Below are 19,715 nucleotides of genomic sequence, written 5' to 3'. Positions count from 1 at the left end.
AGAACGAGAGTTAACCGGGGAAGTGTGCCATAATCTGGCCGCCAGGCATACTCATCACCTGGTTCCAGCACCGCGATATCGAAAGGATGAATCATGACGCACCCCCTTGCAGATATGCCAGACCGTCCTCCAGGGCGAGGCCCATCAGGCACTGCCGCCACCGGCGAACCTTCGCTTTCCATGCAGCAACGCACCGTCCTGGAGCGACTGATCACGCGCCTGGTGGCGCTGACCTCGCAGCAGAATGCGGAAGTGTGGGCCTGCGTCAAACATGACCTCGGACTGAAAGGCGACACGCCCCTGCTGGCCCGCCATTTCAGCGCCGCCGAGGCCAGTCTCAACCAGCGCCTGGCCGCCGCGCAGGACAATCATCATCATCGCCAGACCCTGGCGCAGCTCAGCGATCTGCTCGGCCAGGGCAATAACCGCCAGGCGGTGAGCGATTATATTCGTCAGCATTATGGGCAAACGGCGCTGCATGCCCTCAGCCAGTCGCAACTGGAGAACATTCTGCATCTGCTGCAGCGCGGTCAGCTGTCGATCCCGCAGCCGCAGCAGCGCCCGCCGACCCTTCGTCCACTGCTGCCGGCCGAGCACAACACGCTCAATCAGCTGGTGACTAAGCTGGCGGCCGCCACCGGCGAACCAAGCAAACTGATTTGGCAGTCCATGCTGGAACTTTGCGGCGTCAAGTCCGGGGAGCTGATCCCGGCGACGCACTTCACGCCGCTTTCGTACTGGCTGCAGGCGCGGCAGACGCTCAGCGCGCAAAGCGCGCCCACGCTTACCTCGCTGCAGGGGGCGCTCAAGCAGCCGCTGGAGGCCGCGGAGTGGCAGAAGATTGTCGACTTTGCCCGTCGCAACTGGCAGGTCACGCCCCAGACCACGCTGAGCCCGGCGCAGATCCTGGCGCTGCTGAATAAGGTGTTTGTGCTGCGGGTAGCCCGCGCCCAGGAGACGCTGGCGATCCCGCAGGAGGAGCCCGTGACCCGGCGGACATGGGCCGTTAAGCCTTGGCAGCTGGCGCTGGGCGCGGTTGTCCTGCTCCTGGTGCTGTGGCTCCTGCTGTAGCCGAGCAGGCACTGGCGGCGTTCACGGCACCCTTTCATGCCAAACGCCGCAGTGCTGACTACGGCGATTTCTGGCCTGACAACAACCTAGCGGCGAAATGAGATGATGGTGACGAGGATCCCCAGCACCGCGCAGAGGGCGCCGGCAAGGAATACCGACGAGTAGCCCAGCGAAGTGGCCAGCAGACCGGTCAGCGGCCCGGTCAGGCCATAAGAGATATCCTGAAAGGCCGCATAGCCGCCGAGCGCAGTGCCGCGCACCTGCGCCGGGACGCGCTTCACCACCTCCACGCCAAGCGAGGGGAAAATAAGCGAACAGCCGCATCCGGTCAGCGCCGCGCCGGCCAGCGCCACCCAGACGCCGGGCGCCAGCCCCAGCAGCGTCAGACCGACCGCCTCTATCAGCAGCGAGACCATCGCCACTTTAACGCCGCCAAACCGATCCGGCATCCAGCCAAACAGCACCCGCATCAGCACAAAGGCGCCGCCAAACGCCGTCAGGGTAAATCCGGCCATCGGCCAGTTCTGGCTGGCAAAATAGAGAGAAACGAAGGTGCCGATCGCCGCAAAACCGACGCCCTGCAGGCCCAGGCCAATACCCGGCCGCCAGATCATGCCGATGACGCTCCACAGTGAAGGCCGCTCACCGCCGTGCGCCGCCACTTTGCGCACCGTGCCGTTGATGAGCAAGGCGACAAGCGGTAGTCCCATGGTGACGCAGGCCAGGACCGCCACGCCAAAGTGGCTGTAAATTAACAATCCCAGCGGGGCGCCCACCGCCAGCGAGCCGTACATCGCCATGCCGTTCCATGACATCACTTTGCCGGAGCGGGCCGGCCCCACCAGCCCCATCCCCCAGCTCAGGTTGCCGGTCAGCAGCTGGCTTTCGCCAAACCCGAGGATCAGGCGGCCCAGCAGCAACAGGCCCAGCTTCGCTAACACCGGCAGCGGCAGCAGCGCAGCGGCCAGCCAGGCCGCGCCGGCCAGGGCGCAGGCCAGCATCCCTTGCAGGACGGAGCGTTTGGCGCCGTACTGGTCTGCCAGGCGCCCGGCGTAGCCGCGGGTAAGAACGGTGGCGAGGAACTGGATCCCCACCGCTACGCCGACCATGGTGTTACCCAATCCCAGCTCCTGATGGACAAACAGCGGGATCACCGGCAGCGGCAAACCGACGGTCATATAGGTCAAAAAGACGGCGAGCGTAATGCGAAAAAGCGACAAATTCGCGGATGAATGAGATGTTGTTTCAGTGACTGCGGACATGCATTACTCCAGATTCGCAGAGTAAGGCGAGCAAAGCGACACGCCCCCTCCACCTGACTATCAGGGTTAAGGCGCGTTGGTTGACGTTAAACGCTTACGCATTAGTGGAGAGACTAATGGATCCGCCAGCAGTGTGCCTGCGGGCTCTTACCCTGTCAAGATGACAAAAAAGGGGAGCCGGTGGCTCCCCTCAGTGCATCGCGTGCCGATTAGGCGTTGTATTTACGCATCACCAGCGTGGCGTTGGTGCCGCCAAAGCCGAAGCTGTTGGACATCACGGTGGTCAGCTTAGCGTCAGTCGGTTTGGTGACGATGTTCAGGCCGGCAGCCTGCTCGTCCAGCTCTTCGACGTTGATGCTCGGCGCGATAAAGCCGTGCTCCAGCATCAGCAGGGAGTAGATAGCTTCCTGCACGCCAGCAGCGCCCAGCGAGTGACCGGTCATTGCTTTGGTCGCCGAGATAGCCGGGCTGTTGTCGCCGAACACTTCGCGGATCGCGCCCAGCTCTTTCACGTCGCCGACCGGCGTGGAAGTACCGTGGGAGTTCAGGTAGTCGATCGGGGTATCAACGCCGTGCATCGCCATCTGCATGCAGCGCACTGCGCCTTCACCGGATGGGGCTACCATGTCTGCGCCATCGGAGGTTGCGCCGTAGCCGACGATTTCCGCATAGATGTGCGCGCCACGCGCCAGGGCGTGTTCCAGCTCTTCCACCACGACCATACCGCCGCCGCCGGCGATAACGAAGCCGTCACGGTTGGCGTCATAGGTGCGGGAGGCTTTTTCCGGCGTGTCGTTGTATTTGGTGGACAGCGCGCCCATGGCGTCGAACTCGCAGGCCATTTCCCAGCACAGCTCTTCGCCGCCGCCGGCAAAGACGATATCCTGTTTGCCCAGCTGGATCTGCTCTACCGCGTTACCGATGCAGTGTGCGGAAGTGGCGCAGGCGGAGCTGATGGAGTAGTTAACGCCGTGGATTTTAAACGGCGTGGCGAGGCAGGCGGAAACGCCGGAAGCCATCGCTTTGGTGACCACATACGGACCCACGGCTTTCAGACCACGCGGGCTGCGCATGGCATCGGCGCCGAAGACCTGGAATTTCGGGGAGCCGCCGCCGGAGCCTGCGATCAGGCCGACACGCGGGTTATTCTGGTATGCTTCCGGCGCCAGACCTGCGTCGGCAACGGCCTGTTCCATGGACAGGTAAGCATAGATGGAGGCGTCGCTCATGAAGCGCACTACTTTGCGGTCAATGAGGCCAGTGGTATCCAGTTTGACGTTGCCCCATACGTGGCTGCGCATCCCTGAATCTTTCAGCTCCTGAGAGAAAGTGATCCCTGAACGTCCTTCACGCAGAGATGCCAGGACTTCCTGCTGGTTATTACCGATGCTGGAAACGATGCCCAAGCCAGTAATCACTGCACGTTTCATTAAATACCTCTGTAAGTCGCACTATTTTAAGTTTCGTGTCGCACGATAGCGTACACTTGTACGCCGAACAAGTCCGATCAGACATTTTGTGTATAAATTTGCGCCCTCAGGCACACATCGCTAAGATCGCGCTACGCCTTGTGATTCGAGTAACTTACGTGAAACAAAACGCTATACAACCCGCCAACCTGGAATTCAATGCTGAGGGTACACCTGTTTCCCGAGATTTTGACGATGTTTACTTTTCCAATGACAACGGTCTGGAAGAGACACGCTACGTCTTTCTCGGCGGAAATCATCTGCCGGAGCGCTTCTCCAGCCACCCTCGCCCGCTGTTGATCGTCGCGGAGAGCGGCTTCGGCACCGGGCTCAATTTCCTCACCCTCTGGCAGGCGTTTGACGTTTTTGTTCGCGATAACCCGGACGTTACCCTGCAAAGGTTACATTTCATCAGTTTTGAGAAATATCCGCTGAAGGCGGAAGATCTCCGCCTGGCGCACCAGCGCTGGCCAGAGCTGGCTCCATGGGCGGAACAGCTGCAGGCGCAATGGCCTTCGGCCTTCGCCGGATGCCATCGTCTGCTGCTCGACGGCGGACGGGTCACGCTCGATCTGTGGTTTGGCGATATCAACGAGCTGACCAGAGAGCTGGATGATTCGCTGAATCAGCAGGTGGACGCCTGGTTTCTCGACGGCTTTGCCCCGGCGAAAAATCCCGACATGTGGACCCAGGATCTGTTCAATGCCATGGCGCGCCTGGCGCGTCCCGGCGGGACGCTGGCCACTTTTACCTCCGCCGGTTTTGTCCGCCGCGGCCTGCAGGAAGCCGGGTTTACCCTGCGTAAAACCAAAGGCTTCGGCCGCAAACGGGAGATGCTGACCGGCGAGATGGCGCAAACGCTGACCTTGCCGGCGCGCGCGCCCTGGTTCGCCCGCCCCGGGAGCGAGGCCCGCGAGGCGGCCATCGTCGGCGGCGGTATCGCCAGCGCCCTGCTCTCCCTGGCGCTGCTGCGTCGCGGCTGGCAGGTGACCCTTTACTGTGCGGACGACGCCCCGGCGCAGGGCGCCTCCGGTAATCGCCAGGGCGCGCTCTACCCGCTGTTAAGCCAGCACGATCCGGCGCTGGCGCGCTTTTTCCCAGCCGCCTTTACCTTCGCCCGCCGCACCTACGACGCGCTGCCGGTGCTGTTCGATCATCAATGGTGCGGGGTCACCCAGCTTGGCTGGGATGAAAAAAGCGCACACAAAATCAATCAGATGCTGGCCCTGGAGCTGCCCCCTGATATCGCCTGCGCGGTGACGGCGGAGCAGGCTGCGGAGCTGACCGGCGTCGAGACCGGCTGCGGCGGCATAACCTATCCAGCCGGCGGTTGGCTGTGCCCGCAGCAGCTCACCGCCGAGCTGCTGGCGCTGGCGGCGACTCGCGGACTGCACGTGCATTATGGTTATCAGGTCGAGACGTTGAGTGCGGAGGGCGATGGCTGGCTGCTCAACCGGCAGCGCTATCATCAGGCGGTCGTGCTGGCCAACGGCCACCGCATATCGGATTTTGCGCAAACCGCGCCGTTGCCGGTCTACCCCGTTGGCGGCCAGGTCAGCCATATACCCACCACCCCGCGGCTTTCCGACCTGCGCCAGGTGCTGTGCTACGACGGCTACCTGACGCCGCAGAATCCGCAAAATCAGCAGCACTGCATTGGCGCCAGCTACCATCGCGGCAAAACCGACACCACCTTCAGCGAAGAAGATCAGCAGCACAACCGGCAACGGCTGATCGACTGCTTCCCGGGCGCGGAGTGGCCGCAGGACGTGGATATTAGCGCCAGTGACGCCCGCTGCGGCGTGCGCTGCGCCACCCGCGATCATCTGCCGATGGTCGGCAACGTGCCGGACTATGCGGCGACATTGACGCAATACGCCAGCCTCCACGAACGGCAGGATAACGCCGGTAGCGCGCCGGTCTTCCATAACCTGTTTATGCTTGGCGCCCTCGGATCGCGAGGCATTTGCACCGCGCCGTTAAGCGCTGAGCTGCTGGCGGCGCAGATGAGCGCTGAACCGCTACCGCTGGATAGCGGCACCCTGGCGGCGCTGAATCCGAATCGGCTATGGGTGAGAAAACTGCTGAAGGGAAAAGCGGTGAAGTAACAGCGCAAGGGGAGAAAAATCCCTGGGAAGCGCGACATTCCCGGCCTCATCCGGGCGACCAACACGGTAGCCCGGCGAAGCACAGCGCAAACAGGGTAAATCCTGGTTGCGCCGTTAGCGTGTCGGATGGCGCTACGCTTATCCGACCTACATCATGGATCAGGCCTGATTTTTCGCCTGCTGATACAGGTTTTCCCACATGCCCTGCACCAGAATTTGGTCCGGCGGCGACAGTTCGCCAGCGCCGATGGCTTTCTCCAGGCTATGGCTGACTTTGCTGTGTACCGCTTCCGCTGAATGTTCGCCCTCACCTTCCAGCTCAGCCACCGCCAGCGTCAGGTGGCCGCGCAGATAACCGCCGGCAAACAGTTCATCATCACTGGCGTGGTCTACCATGTTGTCAATCAGCGCCAGAATGCGTGATTCAAACTCCGCGATCATCATCTTACCTCTTGTCATGTAATGTGTGGCCTTAGTGCAGGTCTTCCGGCCACGGAAAGTGTTCTGCCGTCAATGGCGGCGTTTGATAATAGTGTTGTAATGCGCGAATAAGACGCGCCGGACGTTCGGGGATCCCTTGTTCAAGCAGAGTCATCACCCGGGCATGTACCCGGCGCTGAAAGGCGATGCGATCGGGTTCAACGTCACCTTCCAGATTGTCGCAGCTGACGTTAAACGGAAATCCCGCCGCCACGCAGAACAGCCACTCCAGGGCCTGTGGTTTCACCTCCACGTCCTCAAACTGGCTTTGGGTCATCGCATCGCGGCCGTCCGGACAGTACCAGTAGCCAAAATCCACCAGCTCGCGGCGGGCTTTGCCGGCGATGCACCAGTGGGAGATCTCATGCAGAGCGCTGGCAAAAAAACCGTGCGCGAAGACGATACGGTGATATGGCGTGTCATCGTCCGCCGGGAGGTAGATCGGCTCATCGTCGCCTTTCACCAGGCGAGTATTAAAATCTGCGGCAAAGCAGCTGTTGAAGAGGTCAATAAGCTGCTGATAATGGTGTTGCTGTTGCATTAATGAATTCCCAACCACTGCAAAATCTCAGCCCCGTGGCTGTCGTAGAGAAGTTTCGCGCTCATCACCGCCGAAACGATAACGATCATCGGTCGGATCAGCGATTGCCCTTTGCTCAGCACCAGCCGGGAGCCGGCGCGGGCGCCAATAAACTGGCCGGCCATCATCACAAAGCCGGTGGCCCAGATAACCTTTCCGCCGATAATAAACAGCAGCAGGCCGCCGACGTTCGAGGTGGCGTTGAGCAGTTTGGCGTGGGCCGTCGACTTCGCCAGGTTAAACCCGGCCAGGGTGACAAACGCCAGCGCATAAAACGAACCGGCGCCGGGGCCGAAAAAGCCATCGTAAAACCCGACGCTGCCGCCGGCGACCAGCGCAAACGGCAGGCCGTAGAGCCGACGCTGTCGGTCCGCTTCGCCCAGTTTCGGCATCAGCAGAAAATAGAGACCGATGCCGATCACCAGCAACGGCAGGATCTGCTTAAGAATATCGGACTGCACGTGCTGGACCAGCAGCGCGCCGGCGGTTGAACCGATAAAAGTCATCAGAATATTCAGCTTCTGATCGGCGAGATTGACCACCTTGCGGCGGACAAAATAGAGGGTCGCCGACAGCGATCCGCCGCAGGCCTGCAGCTTATTGGTCGCCAGCGCCTGGGCCGGCGGCATACCGGCGGCCATTAGCGCCGGCACGGTCAGTAAGCCCCCGCCCCCGGCCAGTGAGTCAATAAAACCGGCCAGGATGGCGACAAAGAAAAGCACCACCAGCACCAGCGGCGATACGGAAAACAACTCAATAAAACTATCCATTACAGCACATGCTCATCCAGTAGCGCCTGGCAGGAAGGCGGCAACGGCGGCGGCGTCTTCTTCACAGGTGGGGTAGACCCGGGTTTAGGTGGCTCGAACCAGCTCTGCAGCTCCGCACCGCAGCCATCGCCGGCCGGCGGCGGCGCCTGATCTTCGCACTCCAGGCTGCCCGCCGGGCAGCGCAGACGGACGTGCATATGGGCGCGATGCTGGAACCAGGGACGAACTTTGCGCAGCCACTGGCGGTCGTTGCCCGCATCCAGACACAGCTGCTGTTTAATCGCCGGGTTGACGAAGATGCGGGTCACTTCGCTATCTTCCGCCGCCAGCTTGATCAGCTGGCTGATTTGCGGACTCCACAGCGACGGCACCACGCGTTTGCCATCGCTGGCGACCAGATCCAGGGCCTGCGGCTTCAGCAACTGGGACGAAGTCCAGCGCGTCTGCGGCAGCTGGAGGAAGATATCGACATCGAGGCCCGTCTGATGGCTGGCGTGGCCGCCGTTAAAGCGGCCGCCTGCCGGCATCCCCATGTCGCCAATCAGCACGGTCCCCATGCCTTTATTGTGCACCTGATTGCTCAGGCGCTGAATAAACTGAACCAGATCCGGATGACCGAAGTAGCGACGCTGATCGGTTCGCATCACCTGATAGCCGGCGGCGTTCAGCGGCAGCGCCTCGGCGCCAACGATACAGCCATTGGAGAACGCGCCAATCGACTGCGCGCTGCCGCCAATTGGCTGGGATATCTTCTGCCATGGCGTGGCGGCCAGGCTGCCGGCGCTGGCCAGCAGCGCCAGCAGGGCGATAACGGTATTTTTCATGGTTACCAGCGTGGAATTGTCGTCGTCACGTCGCCATTCTGCGCGCGCTGACGCATAAAGTGATCCATTAAGACAATCGCCAGCATCGCCTCAGCGATCGGTACGGCGCGTATGCCGACGCACGGATCGTGACGCCCTTTGGTGATCATCTCCACCTCTTCGCCAAAGCGGTTAATGGTATGACCGGGAACGGTAATACTGGAGGTCGGCTTCAGCGCGATGTTGGCAACGATCTGCTGACCGCTGCTGATGCCGCCAAGAATGCCGCCGGCGTGGTTGCTCTGGAATCCGGTTTTGGTGATCTCATCGCGGTTTTCGCTGCCGCGCAGCTTCACCACGTCGAAACCGTCGCCAATCTCCACGCCTTTCACGGCGTTGATGCTCATCAGCGCGTGGGCGATATCGGCGTCAAGGCGGTCAAAGACCGGCTCGCCAAGGCCCGGCGGTACGCCGTCGGCGACGACGGTCACTTTGGCGCCAATGGAGTCGCCCTCTTTTTTCAGACCGCGCATCAGTTCATCGAGAGCGTCGATTTTCTCCGGGTCCGGGCAGAAGAAAGGATTCTGTTCAACCTGATCCCAGTCTTTAATAGCCAGCGGAATGTCGCCCATCTGCGTCAGGCAGCCGCGAATGACGATGCCGAACTTCGCGGCGAGGAATTTTTTGGCAATCGCCCCGGCCGCCACGCGCATCGCGGTTTCGCGGGCGGAGGAGCGACCGCCGCCGCGATAGTCGCGCAGACCATACTTTTGTTCGTAGGTGTAATCCGCATGGCCAGGACGGAACAGATCTTTGATCGCGCCGTAATCCTGCGAGCGCTGATCGGTGTTCTCAATCAGCAGCCCGATACTGGTCCCGGTGGTGACGCCTTCGAAGACGCCGGAGAGGATTTTGACCTGATCCGGCTCGCGACGCTGCGTGGTGTAACGCGAGGTACCCGGGCGACGACGATCGAGGTCGTGCTGCAGATCGGCTTCGGTCAGCGGAATGCCCGGCGGCACGCCGTCAACGATGCAGCCCAGCGCCAGGCCGTGCGACTCGCCGAAGGTGGTGACGCGAAAGAGTTGTCCAATTGTATTTCCTGCCATCACGGCTCCATTCTTTGTCGTTATGTTGGCGTGTTGTTTTTTTTAGTCTTTATAAATACCGAAGTGCGCGCGAGCGTCAATCAGCTGCTGTTTGGTCAGCATAAAGACGCCGTCGCCGCCGTTATCAAACTCAAGCCAGGTAAACGGCACGTCCGGATACTGCTCCATCAGATGTACCATGCTGTTACCGACTTCACAAATCAGAATCCCGTCGTCGCTGAGATAATCCGGCGCATTGCCGAGGATGCGGCGCGTCAGCTTCAGGCCATCGCTTCCTGAGGCCAGACCCAGAACCGGCTCATGCTCATACTCTTCCGGCAGATCGGCCATGTCCTCTTCATCGACATACGGCGGATTAGTGACGATCAGATCGTACTGTAGCTTCGGCAGGTCGCGGAACAGGTCAGAACGGATCGGCGTCACGTGATGGATCAGGCCATGGGATTCCACATTGTGCTCGGCGACGGCCAGCGCGTCCGGGGAGATATCCACGGCGTCGACTTCGGCTTCCGGGAAGGCATAGGCGCAGGCAATGGCGATGCAGCCGCTGCCGGTGCACATATCAAGGATATGCTGCGGCTTATGGGTAATCAGCCCGGCAAACTGGTTATTGATCAGTTCGCCGATCGGGGAGCGCGGCACCAGCACTCGCTCATCGACGTAAAACTCATGGCCGCAGAACCACGCTTTGTTGGTCAGATAGGCGACGGGAATACGCTCGTTCACGCGGCGAATCACCCGCTCTACAATGCGGTGTTTCTCGCTGGAGGTCAGGCGCGCAGTACGCATATCTTCCGGAATATCCAGCGGCAGATACAGCGAAGGCAGCACCAGCTGTACCGCCTCGTCCCATGGGTTGTCAGTCCCGTGACCGTACCAGATATTAGCAGCGCTGAAACGGCTTACCGCCCAGCGCAGCATGTCCTGAATGGTATGCAGCTCATTGACTGCCTCATCAACAAAAATTTTATCCACGACATCCTCCAGGGCACACTCTGCTATAAATTCGGCGGCTAGTGTGCCATGAAGACGGCGATAAATCAGCATTCTTGCGTGGGGTGGCGGGGGAAAAAACAGGTTTTCCTTGCCCGAAGGGATATTGAGTCGGGTAAACTAGCGCAAAGTATTAATGAGAGCGGACAATGAAAAAGAAGACATCGCTTAGCGAGGAGGATCAGGCGCTGTTCCGTCAGCTGATGACCGGCACGCGGAAGATCAAACAGGACACCATCGTTCACCGCCCGCAGCGCAAGAAAATCACCGAGGTTGCCCCTAAGCGTCTGCTGCAGGAGCAGGCCGACAACAGCCACTATTTTTCCGATGAGTTTCAGCCGTTACTGAATACCGAAGGCTCGACAAAATATGTCCGCGCCGACGTCAGCCATTTTGAGCTGAAAAAGCTGCGCCGTGGGGATTATTCGCCGGAACTGTTTCTCGATCTGCATGGGCTCACCCAGCAGCAGGCCAAACAGGAACTGGGCGCGCTGATTGCCGCCTGCCGCCGCGAGCATGTGTTTTGCGCCTGCGTGATGCACGGGCACGGTAAGCACATTCTCAAACAGCAAACCCCGCTGTGGCTGGCGCAGCATCCGCACATCATGGCTTTTCATCAGGCGCCAAAAGAGTACGGCGGTGACGCCGCACTGCTGATTCTGATTGAGGTCGAGGAGTGGCAACCGCCGGAGCTGCCTTGACGGCGAGCTCCGGGGTCGTCAGATGGCGTTGGCCATCTTGAGATTGCAGGGGCTTTTCTGCCAGAGGTATTCACCCTTGCCGTCGGCGTCCAGATTAACGCAGGCGATAGCCGAGGTGGTGAACATCGGGGGCGTTTCCCCCGGGCACAGCTCTGAGACCAGGTACCCCACCAGCGGCAGGTGGGAGACGACCAGCGCCGTCGCCACGCCTTCATTTGCCAGCGCCTGCAGATAGGCGCTCACCATTCCCACATCGCCGCACGGCGTGAGTTCCGGCATCACGTCGACATGTTTCGGCAGGTTCATGCACTCCCCAACAATATCCAGCGTCTGTTCCGCACGCAGATAGGGACTGACAAGAACGCGCTCAATATCCACTTTTTGACCTTTCAGCCAGGTTGCCATCTGACGAGACTCATCACAACCGCATACGGTTAATGGACGAACCGAGTCGCTGGCTGCATCGAGGGCAGCGTCGCCGTGACGCATAATAAAAACTTGCATATTGCACCGCTTTTGTTAACCAGAAGCACCGTAGTTTGGCCTGCGAAGACAATACGCAGGTGACCCGGTGGCCGGGCATTGTGCCTGATCCATTCAACGAATGAAACGCTGTTTTTTACCTCAATGGCGTAAGTATAGTCAATGATTGTTTACAAAACAGCCAATCAACAGCGTCATCCGCAGCCGGATTTACCTTCTTTGACCATAACTTAGGTCATCCGTTCATCCGCTGGCCAAAAGGTGGTCCCCTGTTCGGCCATGCGTAATAAAGTGTCACAGGGTGTAAAACGTGGGCCGTACTGGGCGGCCAGGCGCTGCAGGATCGCGGCAACTTCACCCGCGCCGATAGTATCCATATACCGGAACGGGCCGCCAAGAAATGGCGGAAACCCTATACCAAATACGGCGCCGATATCACCATCGCGCGCGCTACGGATAATCTGCTCATCAAAGCAGCGCGCCGCCTCGTTAAGCATCATCATCACACAGCGCTCCGCCACCTGCTGCGTGGACAACCGCGACTGGGGGCGGTCGATGCCCAGCAGCGGATAGACTGCCGGGTCGGGCCGTTTTTTGCTTTTACGCCCTTTTGTCTCATAAAGATAGAAACCACGATTATTTTTTCTACCTTTGCGATCGTCCTTCAAAATCGCGTCAATGATGTTTGCAGGTGGGCTGAAACGCTCTCCAAAGGCCTTCTCCAGCACGGGAATAATTTTGGTGCCGGTATCAATACCTACTTCATCCAGCAGTTGAACCGGTCCCACCGGGAAACCGAATTTCACAAGCGCCTTATCAATCACCTCAACCGGTTCTCCCTCCACCAGCAGACGCATCGCTTCATTTATATACGGCGCGAGGATGCGGTTTACATAGAAGCCCGCTTTGTCCGCCACCACGATCGGCGTTTTCCCCTGACGTTTAGCCAGTTGCACCACCGTGGCGATGGTCTGCGGATCGGTTCCCTTATGCGGGATCACCTCAACCAGCGGCATTTTCTCCACCGGGCTGAAAAAGTGCAGGCCGATCACCCGCTCAGGGTGGCTGGCATGGGCGGCTATATCGCCTATCGGTAACGACGAGGTATTCGAGGCAAAGATAGTCTGCGGACCGCCGTTTTGCTCCACTTCACTGACCATCCGCTGTTTCAGCGCCAGGTCCTCGAATACCGCCTCAATCACCACGTCGCGATGGGTAAAGCCCTGATAGTCGGTTGTGCCTGTGATCAGCGCCAGTTGACGATCGCGCTCGCTGGGGCGCAGTCGACGCTGGCGAACCTGTTTGTTCAGCAGATCCCAGCTGTACTTTAAGGCGTGGTTGATCCCGCCGGGTTGAATATCTTTGATTCGCACCGGCAGTCCGCCTTTACAGGCGGTCACATAGGCGATCCCCCCGCCCATCAGGCCGCCGCCCAGGACGGCAACGCTTCTCAGCGGAGCGGGTTCCGCCTCGGCGCCACGGTCTTTTTTCAGATCGGTACTGGCAAAGAAGATCGATCGCAGCGCCTGCGACTGCGGGGTCATCGCCAGTTCGCCAAACGCACGGGCCTCTTCGGCGTAACCGCTGCTGCAGCCATGGGCCAGACCATTCTCGACGACCTGCAAAATTCGCTTCACCGCCGGGTAGTTGCCCTGGGTCTTGCGCTGCGTTTGCTTGCCGACGTACTGGAATAACAGATGGCGACCCAGGGGGCCCGCCAGCACGCGTTCGCGAACAGGCACCTCGCGGCTGGCCGGGCGCCCCTTCAGCGCCAGCTCCACCGCCGCCTGCAGTAAAATTGTCTGCGGAACCACCTCGTCCACCAGACCGGCCTTCAGCGCCTGGCGCGGCCGTAACTGCCTGCCGGTGAGCATCATATCCAGCGCCGTACTGACGCCGATCAGCCGCGGTAAACGCTGCGTCCCGCCGGAACCCGGCAGCAGGCCAAGCTGTACCTCCGGCAACCCGAGTCGGGTTTTTTCGTCATCGCTACAAATGCGGCCATGGCAGGCCAGCGCCAGCTCCAGTCCGCCGCCCAGACAAGCGCCATGGATGGCGGCAATGACCGGAATCGACAAGCCATGGATCTCGGCCATAATCTGCTGCCCCTGGCGGGCCAGCGCTTCCGCCTCCTGCGCGCTGCGGCAGCGGGCAATCATGTTGATATCTGCGCCGGCGATAAAGTTATCGGCTTTGGCGGAGATAAATACCACGCCGCGCACCGACTTATCGTCGCGTATCTGGCGTATCAGTCCCCGCACCTGATTGCCGAACTCGGCCTTCAGGGTATTCATTTTTTCACCCAGGGCATCGATGGTAATCACCGCGATGTTGTCCGCACGGACCTCAAGCTTAAAAGCGGAAACCGTATCCATTATTCAGCCTCCACAATCATCGCCGCGCCCAGACCGCCTGCCGCGCAGGCCGTCACCAGACCAAATCCCCCTCCCCGTCGCCGCAGCTCATGCAGCGTCTGGGTGATCATCCGCGCGCCAGTGGCGGCAAAGGGATGACCGTAGGCGATAGAGCCGCCGAGGACGTTAAATTTACTCTCATCCACCTCACCGGTGGCTTGCGCACGCCCCAGCACCTCGCGGGCAAAGCGGTCGCTTGCCAGACACTGAAGATTGGCCAGCGTCTGCGCGGCGAAAGCTTCATGCATATCGATAAGCGTGAGATCCGCCAGCGTCAGGCCAGCGCGCTCCAGCGCCAGCGGCGTGGACCATGCGGGCCCCAGCAGCATATCCTGCCAGACGTCGATGGCGGTAAAGGCATAGCTGCGCAGATAACCCAGCGGCGTCAGCCCCAGCTCTTTGGCCCGCGACTCGGTCATCAGGATCACCGCCGCCGCGCCATCCGTCAGCGGCGTGCTGTTGGCGGCGGTAACGGTGCCATGTTTACGGTCGAAGGCCGGGCGTAACTTTTGGTAATCTGCGAGGGTTGAATTTTTACGGATGTTGTTGTCCTGCTCCAGCGGCTGGCGGAAGGGGGGCGCATAGGCGGTCATCACCTCCGCGGACAACTTTCCCTCTTCCCAGGCTTTAGCCGCCAGCTGATGTGAACGATGCGCCAGCGCATCCTGTTGTTCCCGGCTGATCCCCCAGCTTTTCGCCATCTGTTCGGCGGTATCGCCCATCCGTAAGCCGGTTGAATATTCCGCCACCGCCGGGGGGACCGGTAGCAGGTCGCGCGGCCGCAGGCGGGAAAACAGCTTCAGTTTCTGGCTCAGCGTGCGGGCTTTGTTCGCATCGACCAGCGCGCGGGCCAGCGTTTTGCTGACGCCGACAGGCAGCACAGAGGAGGAATCGGCACCGCCGGCGATACCGGCGCGGATGGTGCCGGCCATCAGGCTTTCAGCGACATTCGCCACGGCCTGGAAGCTGGTGGCGCAGGCGCGACTGACGCTGTAGGCGTCGGTGTGCACGCTCATTCCGGTACCGAGCACAATTTCCCGGGCGATATTCGGCGCCTCCGGCATCTGCACGACCTGACCGAAGACCAGTTGCTCAATGGCTTCCACAGGAATGTCGCTGCGCGCCAGCATTTCGCCAACCACCATTTTTCCTAAATCAACGGCAGGAACGCCATGAAATGCCGTCGCCTGACGCGCAAACGGCGTGCGTAACCCTGTGACAATGGCAATGCGATCGCCCTGACGGGTGATAAGCGGTAATGCCTGACTCATAACTCTCCCCTGTTAACCAAGACAACCAAGTGGTCTGACCTGATAGCATTGTTAACTAATTTTTTACATTAAGCCAATCGGGGAAGCGAAAAATTGCGAGCCAAAACACATTGAACAGAAAAGATAACGCCCCGTTCACGGGGCGCTAAGCGGAGGGATTAACGCAGACCCAGCTGGAAGATGAGGGATTCGGCTTCACAGCTAAACACAAAATCGATATCCAGCTTTACGCCGCCGTCAACGTCGGCGAAGACGGGATTAATTTTGCACGGTTCAGATTCCACACTGCGGGCTTTTTCGCTCAGCGCGGCGAGCATTTGCTCTGCTTCCGCGCGGTTGGCGAATACGCGGCTGTATGAGGCGGTGCAGTCGGTGTTGTCGACAATGGTCCCAACATCCATACAGCAGCAAACCGGGGTTTCATCAGCGCTACATTTACTCATCGTAGATTTCCTCTGGATATGCACCTGCGGTGCCAGACAATTAATGTGCCTATTTTACGCCCGCCCTCCGGTTTGCCTCCAGCCGATAATCGCTATCACGGCGTTAAGTGACAGAAATCACACTTAAAAATGATCTAAAACAAAAATCACCTTTTCTCCGTCGCCTTCCCCCCGACAATTTTGCCAGCTGGATCGCGTTTCTGTTATCACAATTGAAAAACTTCATAAACAAACTTGCAACAACTCATCTGGTCAGACCTATACTCAGCGCACTGGTCTGATTTCTCTGTTGTACCGCAGACCCTACACTTCCGCGCTTCTGTTACGGCATGTAACATAGTTTAAAAAAAAATAACTCAATGAGGTTATGGGCATGAGCCAGAAAACCCGCTTTACCCAATCTGCCCTTGCAGTGGCTGTCGCACTTGTTTCCACCCAGGCCTGGTCAGCAGGCTTCCAGCTCAACGAATTCTCTTCATCAGGGCTGGGTCGGGCCTATTCCGGTGAAGGGGCTATCGCAGACGATGCAGGCAATGCCAGTCGTAACCCGGCATTAATTATGATGTTTGACCGTCCGACTATGTCGGCGGGCGCCGTTTTTGTCGACCCGGGCGTCAATGTCTCCGGGACTTCCCCCACCGGCAAAAGCCTGAATGCGGACAATATCGCCCCGACGGCGTGGGTACCCAACTTCCACTTTGTCGCGCCGATTAACGATCAGTTCGGCTGGGGGGCGTCCATCACCTCCAACTACGGCCTGGCAACAGAGTATAACGATGATTATGCGGCCGGCAGCATGGGCGGTAAAACCGACCTGACTACGGCTAACTTCAACCTGAGCGGCGCCTATCGCCTCGACAGCAACTGGAGCTTTGGCTTAGGTTTCGATGCGGTCTACGCTAAGGCGAAGATCGAGCGCTATGCAGGCGATCTGGGCCAGATTGTCGCTGGCTCTGGCGCGCTGCCGCCGGCGCTGGCAGGCCAGGTGGCGAAGATCCCAGCCGACACGCAGATCGCCCATCTTAACGGCAATGCGTGGGGCTTTGGCTGGAACGCCGGTATCCTCTATGAGCTGGATAAGAACAACCGCTACGGTTTAACCTACCGTTCCGAGGTCAAGATCGATTTCGACGGTAACTATCGCAGCAGTCTGCCAGCGGCCTATAACCAGATCCTTGGCAACTTCGGTCTGCCGGCGGGTACTAACGGCCAGACCACCGGCGGTTCACTGACCCTTAACCTGCCGGAAATGTGGGAACTGTCGGGCTATAACCGCGTGGCGCCGCAGTGGGCGGTCCACTATAGTCTGACCTACACCAGCTGGAGCCAGTTCCAGGAGCTGAAAGCCACCGGCAGCAACGGCCAGACGCTGTTCTATAAAGAGGAAGGCTTTAAGGACGCCTACCGCGTAGCGCTGGGGACGACCTATTATTACGACGATAACTGGACCTTCCGCACCGGTATCGCCTTCGACGACAGCCCGGTACCGGCCAACAATCGCTCCATTTCCATTCCGGACCAGGACCGCCTGTGGCTGAGCGCGGGTACCACCTACGCGTTCAACAAGGATGCGTCGGTTGACGTCGGGATTTCCTATATGCACGGGCAGCATGTGGAAATCAAGGAAGGCCCGTATACCTTCCGCTCCGAAGGGACCGCCTGGCTGTACGGCGCCAACTTCAACTACCGCTTCTGATAAGCAGCGCGCAACAAAAAAGGGTGAACATCATGTTCACCCTTTTTTTATTCGCAGATTACTGTGAATCGATATCTTTCAGTTCATCCTGAATGGCCTGGGCGTTCGGATTGTCCGCCGGGGTCAGCTTACCGCCGTTGGCGATAAAGTCATGACGCTGGAAGTAAGCTTCACGCACCAGAATGTAAGGATCGGAAGACTGACGCAGCAGGCCGTCGGAATCCAGCAGTTGAGCGCGTGTCTCAATCCCTTCTACCGCCCATTTGCCGATCGACATCGGCCAGGTCAGCCAGGAGAGCACCGGATAGAGGCCATCGGCCATATCGCCGCCTTCGTCACGCAGGGTAAAGCTGCCGTAGAATGGCAGTTGCACATACGGGCCATAGCCGACGCCATAGTGGCCGAGCGTACTGCCGAAACGATGCGGTTCAACGCGCTGCAGCTGCGGATTAGCCATCCCGGCGACATCGATCAGCCCCCCCATCCCGAGGATGGTGTTCAGGAAGAAGCGGGTAAAGTGGACCATACCTTTATACGGGTCGCCCTGCAGGAAGGAGTTCACCATCACCGCCGGCTCTTCCAGGTTGCTGGTGAAGTTGCTTAAGCCATTGCGCGCCGGCTGCGGAACATAGTCACGCCATGCCACCGCGACGGGACGAAGCACGTAAGGATCAACCACGTTAAAGTTGAAGTCAAACATCGTGCGGTTAAACCCTTCTAACGGGTCTGAGCGCCCCTGCGGCCGATCGCCAGAGCTGGAACTGGCACATCCCACCAGCAATGTGGCGCCAAGCGCAAGCGCCGACAGGCGATAATTCATAGATGTCTCCCTGGTTTTTATGGCTATCGCGAGTTGCCATCCATGACGGAAAGACAACGTTTCCGCCCGTACAGATGTGAGCGATTGTAACAGCACGTTGAACGATGTCTATATCACCCAAGTTGTTGATTTGATCATAGCCTGGGAATAACGAGATCGCGGGGCTCCTATTCTAGCGGAGCGACAAAAATCTGACGTTACCATTTTTGCGATTTCAGAGTATGCCCAGCCAGACGCCAGGTAAAGCCGCTACGCTATTACTATACAGAGTGATAGCGAGGGCCACGAAATGGATGAACTTGATGATAACAAATTAAAGCCAGCGGACGACGAACGTGAGGTCGAAAGTGAAGAAAAGCAGCGCGGGGAGGAGATAGAAGTGGATGAAGACCGTCTTCCCTCGCGGGCGATGGCGATCCATGAACATATTCGTCAGGAAGGGGAAAAAGAGATGGAGCGCGATGCGCTGGCCCTGCTGTGGTCTGCGATTGCGGCCGGTCTGTCGATGGGCGCCTCGTTGCTGGCGAAAGGGATTTTTCACGTCAAGCTGGAGGGGATCCCGGGAGGGTTTTTACTCGAGAACCTCGGGTATACCTTCGGCTTTATTATCGTGATTATGGCCCGCCAGCAGCTGTTCACGGAAAATACGGTCACCGCCGTACTGCCGGTGATGCACAATCCCACCCCCGGAAACGTCGGTTTACTCATGCGGCTATGGTCGGTGGTGCTGGCGGGCAATCTCATCGGCACCGCGGTGGCCGCATGGGCCTTCAATTATATGCCTGTTTTTGATGAGCCGACCCGCCAGGCCTTCGTCAGCATCGCCGAAGATGTGATGAAAAACAGCCCGACGGAGATGTTTGCCAATGCGATTATTTCCGGCTGGCTGGTCGCCACCATGGTCTGGATGTTTCCCCTCGCCGGCGCCGCCAAGATCGTGGTGATCATTCTGATGACCTGGCTTATCGCCCTGGCGGATACTACCCATATCGTGGTGGGCTCGGTGGAGATCCTTTATCTGGTGTTTAATGGAAGCCTGCCCTGGAGCGACTTCATCTGGCCTTTCGCCCTTCCGACGCTGGCGGGTAATATCTGCGGCGGGACCTTCATCTTCGCACTGCTGAGCCATGCGCAGATCCGTAACGACATGAGCAACAAGCGAAAAGCGGAAGCCCGCGCGCAGGCCGCTGCAAAAGCCAAAATGCCGACCGGGCATAAAAAAAGCGCTTAGAATGGCGAGGG

At 59.3% G+C, this 19,715-nt stretch carries 18 protein-coding genes; 5 read left to right on the top strand and 13 right to left on the bottom strand.

Going from position 1 to position 19,715, the window contains the following annotated elements:
- The first annotated feature begins 93 nt into the window (after positions 1–93).
- Positions 94–1,071, top strand: a complete 978-nt coding sequence (gene flk, locus ABLV04_RS00225; protein ID WP_023290531.1) for a flagella biosynthesis regulator Flk — start codon at positions 94–96, stop codon at positions 1,069–1,071.
- 86 nt (positions 1,072–1,157) lie between these two features.
- On the opposite strand, the gene ABLV04_RS00220 is transcribed toward flk, so the two are convergent.
- Both ABLV04_RS00220 and fabB read right to left on the bottom strand, forming a co-directional pair.
- Positions 1,158–2,333, bottom strand: a complete 1,176-nt coding sequence (locus ABLV04_RS00220; protein WP_180265816.1) for an MFS transporter — start codon at positions 2,331–2,333, stop codon at positions 1,158–1,160.
- A gap of 209 nt (positions 2,334–2,542) precedes the next feature.
- Positions 2,543–3,763, bottom strand: coding sequence for a beta-ketoacyl-ACP synthase I (fabB, locus tag ABLV04_RS00215; RefSeq protein ID WP_002913291.1), 1,221 nt, complete (start codon positions 3,761–3,763; stop codon positions 2,543–2,545).
- 158 nt (positions 3,764–3,921) lie between these two features.
- Between fabB and mnmC the strand changes: the two genes are divergently transcribed.
- A complete protein-coding gene (gene mnmC / locus ABLV04_RS00210; protein ID WP_180265817.1) occupies positions 3,922–5,910 on the top strand; it encodes a bifunctional tRNA (5-methylaminomethyl-2-thiouridine)(34)-methyltransferase MnmD/FAD-dependent 5-carboxymethylaminomethyl-2-thiouridine(34) oxidoreductase MnmC in 1,989 nt (662 codons plus the stop codon).
- 159 nt (positions 5,911–6,069) lie between these two features.
- Here the strand turns inward: mnmC and ABLV04_RS00205 are convergent, their stop codons facing one another.
- The 6 genes from ABLV04_RS00205 to prmB are packed head-to-tail and all read right to left on the bottom strand — an operon-like array spanning position 6,070 to position 10,627.
- Complete coding sequence (locus ABLV04_RS00205) at positions 6,070–6,351, bottom strand: YfcL family protein (protein WP_023290534.1); 282 nt, start codon at positions 6,349–6,351, stop codon at positions 6,070–6,072.
- A gap of 31 nt (positions 6,352–6,382) precedes the next feature.
- Positions 6,383–6,931: an elongation factor P hydroxylase gene (locus tag ABLV04_RS00200; protein WP_023290535.1), complete on the bottom strand. Its 549-nt coding sequence runs from the start codon at positions 6,929–6,931 to the stop codon at positions 6,383–6,385.
- On the bottom strand, positions 6,931–7,740 hold the full coding sequence (locus ABLV04_RS00195; protein WP_004201787.1) for a sulfite exporter TauE/SafE family protein: 810 nt from the start codon (positions 7,738–7,740) through the stop codon (positions 6,931–6,933). The genes ABLV04_RS00200 and ABLV04_RS00195 overlap by 1 nt, the downstream gene beginning before the upstream one ends.
- Positions 7,740–8,564 (bottom strand): penicillin-insensitive murein endopeptidase, encoded by an 825-nt coding sequence (gene mepA, locus ABLV04_RS00190; protein WP_023290536.1) that lies wholly within the window; start codon positions 8,562–8,564, stop codon positions 7,740–7,742. Before mepA ends, ABLV04_RS00195 begins: the two co-directional genes overlap by 1 nt.
- Before the next feature lie 2 nt (positions 8,565–8,566).
- A complete protein-coding gene (gene aroC / locus ABLV04_RS00185) occupies positions 8,567–9,652 on the bottom strand; it encodes a chorismate synthase (protein WP_023290537.1) in 1,086 nt (361 codons plus the stop codon).
- Between the two features lie 42 nt (positions 9,653–9,694).
- Entirely contained in the window at positions 9,695–10,627 is a 933-nt protein-coding gene (gene prmB, locus ABLV04_RS00180) for a 50S ribosomal protein L3 N(5)-glutamine methyltransferase (RefSeq protein ID WP_023290538.1), read from the bottom strand.
- A gap of 167 nt (positions 10,628–10,794) precedes the next feature.
- On the opposite strand from prmB, the gene smrB reads away from it, so the two are divergent.
- A complete protein-coding gene (smrB, locus tag ABLV04_RS00175; protein WP_004201792.1) occupies positions 10,795–11,346 on the top strand; it encodes an endonuclease SmrB in 552 nt (183 codons plus the stop codon).
- Positions 11,347–11,364: 18 nt separating this feature from the next.
- Here smrB and sixA read toward each other — a convergent pair whose 3' ends face one another.
- The 4 genes from sixA to ABLV04_RS00155 all read right to left on the bottom strand — a co-directional run bounded on the left by sixA (position 11,365) and on the right by ABLV04_RS00155 (position 15,957).
- Positions 11,365–11,850 carry a phosphohistidine phosphatase SixA gene (gene sixA / locus ABLV04_RS00170; protein WP_004201794.1) on the bottom strand — a complete coding sequence of 162 codons (486 nt, stop codon included), beginning with the start codon at positions 11,848–11,850 and terminating at the stop codon, positions 11,365–11,367.
- Positions 11,851–12,059: 209 nt separating this feature from the next.
- Positions 12,060–14,204 carry a fatty acid oxidation complex subunit alpha FadJ gene (gene fadJ, locus ABLV04_RS00165; protein WP_147733373.1) on the bottom strand — a complete coding sequence of 715 codons (2,145 nt, stop codon included), beginning with the start codon at positions 14,202–14,204 and terminating at the stop codon, positions 12,060–12,062.
- A complete protein-coding gene (gene fadI / locus ABLV04_RS00160; RefSeq protein WP_048336257.1) occupies positions 14,204–15,514 on the bottom strand; it encodes an acetyl-CoA C-acyltransferase FadI in 1,311 nt (436 codons plus the stop codon). The genes fadJ and fadI overlap by 1 nt, the downstream gene beginning before the upstream one ends.
- 158 nt (positions 15,515–15,672) lie before the next feature.
- Positions 15,673–15,957, bottom strand: a complete 285-nt coding sequence (locus ABLV04_RS00155) for a YfcZ/YiiS family protein (protein WP_023290542.1) — start codon at positions 15,955–15,957, stop codon at positions 15,673–15,675.
- Positions 15,958–16,330: 373 nt separating this feature from the next.
- On the opposite strand from ABLV04_RS00155, the gene fadL reads away from it, so the two are divergent.
- Positions 16,331–17,653: a long-chain fatty acid transporter FadL gene (gene fadL / locus ABLV04_RS00150; protein WP_023290543.1), complete on the top strand. Its 1,323-nt coding sequence runs from the start codon at positions 16,331–16,333 to the stop codon at positions 17,651–17,653.
- Between the two features lie 58 nt (positions 17,654–17,711).
- Here the strand turns inward: fadL and mlaA are convergent, their stop codons facing one another.
- On the bottom strand, positions 17,712–18,473 hold the full coding sequence (mlaA, locus tag ABLV04_RS00145) for a phospholipid-binding lipoprotein MlaA (protein WP_032453618.1): 762 nt from the start codon (positions 18,471–18,473) through the stop codon (positions 17,712–17,714).
- Positions 18,474–18,762: 289 nt separating this feature from the next.
- Here mlaA and ABLV04_RS00140 point away from each other — a divergent pair, with 289 nt between their 5' ends.
- The gene (locus tag ABLV04_RS00140) at positions 18,763–19,704 is read left to right on the top strand and encodes a formate/nitrite transporter family protein (RefSeq protein ID WP_060590099.1); all 942 of its coding nucleotides are present in this window, start codon (positions 18,763–18,765) and stop codon (positions 19,702–19,704) included.
- The last annotated feature ends 11 nt before the right edge of the window (positions 19,705–19,715 follow it).

This window comes from Klebsiella sp. JN_Kp127 (genome assembly GCF_040062505.1).
Classification (GTDB): Bacteria; Pseudomonadota; Gammaproteobacteria; order Enterobacterales; family Enterobacteriaceae; genus Klebsiella; species Klebsiella quasipneumoniae.
Note: the sequence above shows the minus strand (reverse complement) of the source record. Positions and strands in the feature narration are given on the sequence as shown.

Coding starts and splice junctions, on each gene's coding strand:
- ABLV04_RS00220 (WP_180265816.1), bottom strand. CDS start 2,333: ATGTCCGCAGTCACTGAAACAACATCTCATTCATCCGCGAATTTGTCG.
- ABLV04_RS00140 (WP_060590099.1), top strand. CDS start 18,763: ATGGATGAACTTGATGATAACAAATTAAAGCCAGCGGACGACGAACGT.
- fadJ (WP_147733373.1), bottom strand. CDS start 14,204: ATGGATACGGTTTCCGCTTTTAAGCTTGAGGTCCGTGCGGACAACATC.
- aroC (WP_023290537.1), bottom strand. CDS start 9,652: ATGGCAGGAAATACAATTGGACAACTCTTTCGCGTCACCACCTTCGGC.
- flk (WP_023290531.1), top strand. CDS start 94: ATGACGCACCCCCTTGCAGATATGCCAGACCGTCCTCCAGGGCGAGGC.
- mepA (WP_023290536.1), bottom strand. CDS start 8,564: ATGAAAAATACCGTTATCGCCCTGCTGGCGCTGCTGGCCAGCGCCGGC.
- ABLV04_RS00155 (WP_023290542.1), bottom strand. CDS start 15,957: ATGAGTAAATGTAGCGCTGATGAAACCCCGGTTTGCTGCTGTATGGAT.
- fadI (WP_048336257.1), bottom strand. CDS start 15,514: ATGAGTCAGGCATTACCGCTTATCACCCGTCAGGGCGATCGCATTGCC.
- smrB (WP_004201792.1), top strand. CDS start 10,795: ATGAAAAAGAAGACATCGCTTAGCGAGGAGGATCAGGCGCTGTTCCGT.
- fabB (WP_002913291.1), bottom strand. CDS start 3,763: ATGAAACGTGCAGTGATTACTGGCTTGGGCATCGTTTCCAGCATCGGT.
- sixA (WP_004201794.1), bottom strand. CDS start 11,850: ATGCAAGTTTTTATTATGCGTCACGGCGACGCTGCCCTCGATGCAGCC.
- mlaA (WP_032453618.1), bottom strand. CDS start 18,473: ATGAATTATCGCCTGTCGGCGCTTGCGCTTGGCGCCACATTGCTGGTG.
- fadL (WP_023290543.1), top strand. CDS start 16,331: ATGAGCCAGAAAACCCGCTTTACCCAATCTGCCCTTGCAGTGGCTGTC.
- ABLV04_RS00200 (WP_023290535.1), bottom strand. CDS start 6,931: ATGCAACAGCAACACCATTATCAGCAGCTTATTGACCTCTTCAACAGC.
- ABLV04_RS00205 (WP_023290534.1), bottom strand. CDS start 6,351: ATGATCGCGGAGTTTGAATCACGCATTCTGGCGCTGATTGACAACATG.
- ABLV04_RS00195 (WP_004201787.1), bottom strand. CDS start 7,740: ATGGATAGTTTTATTGAGTTGTTTTCCGTATCGCCGCTGGTGCTGGTG.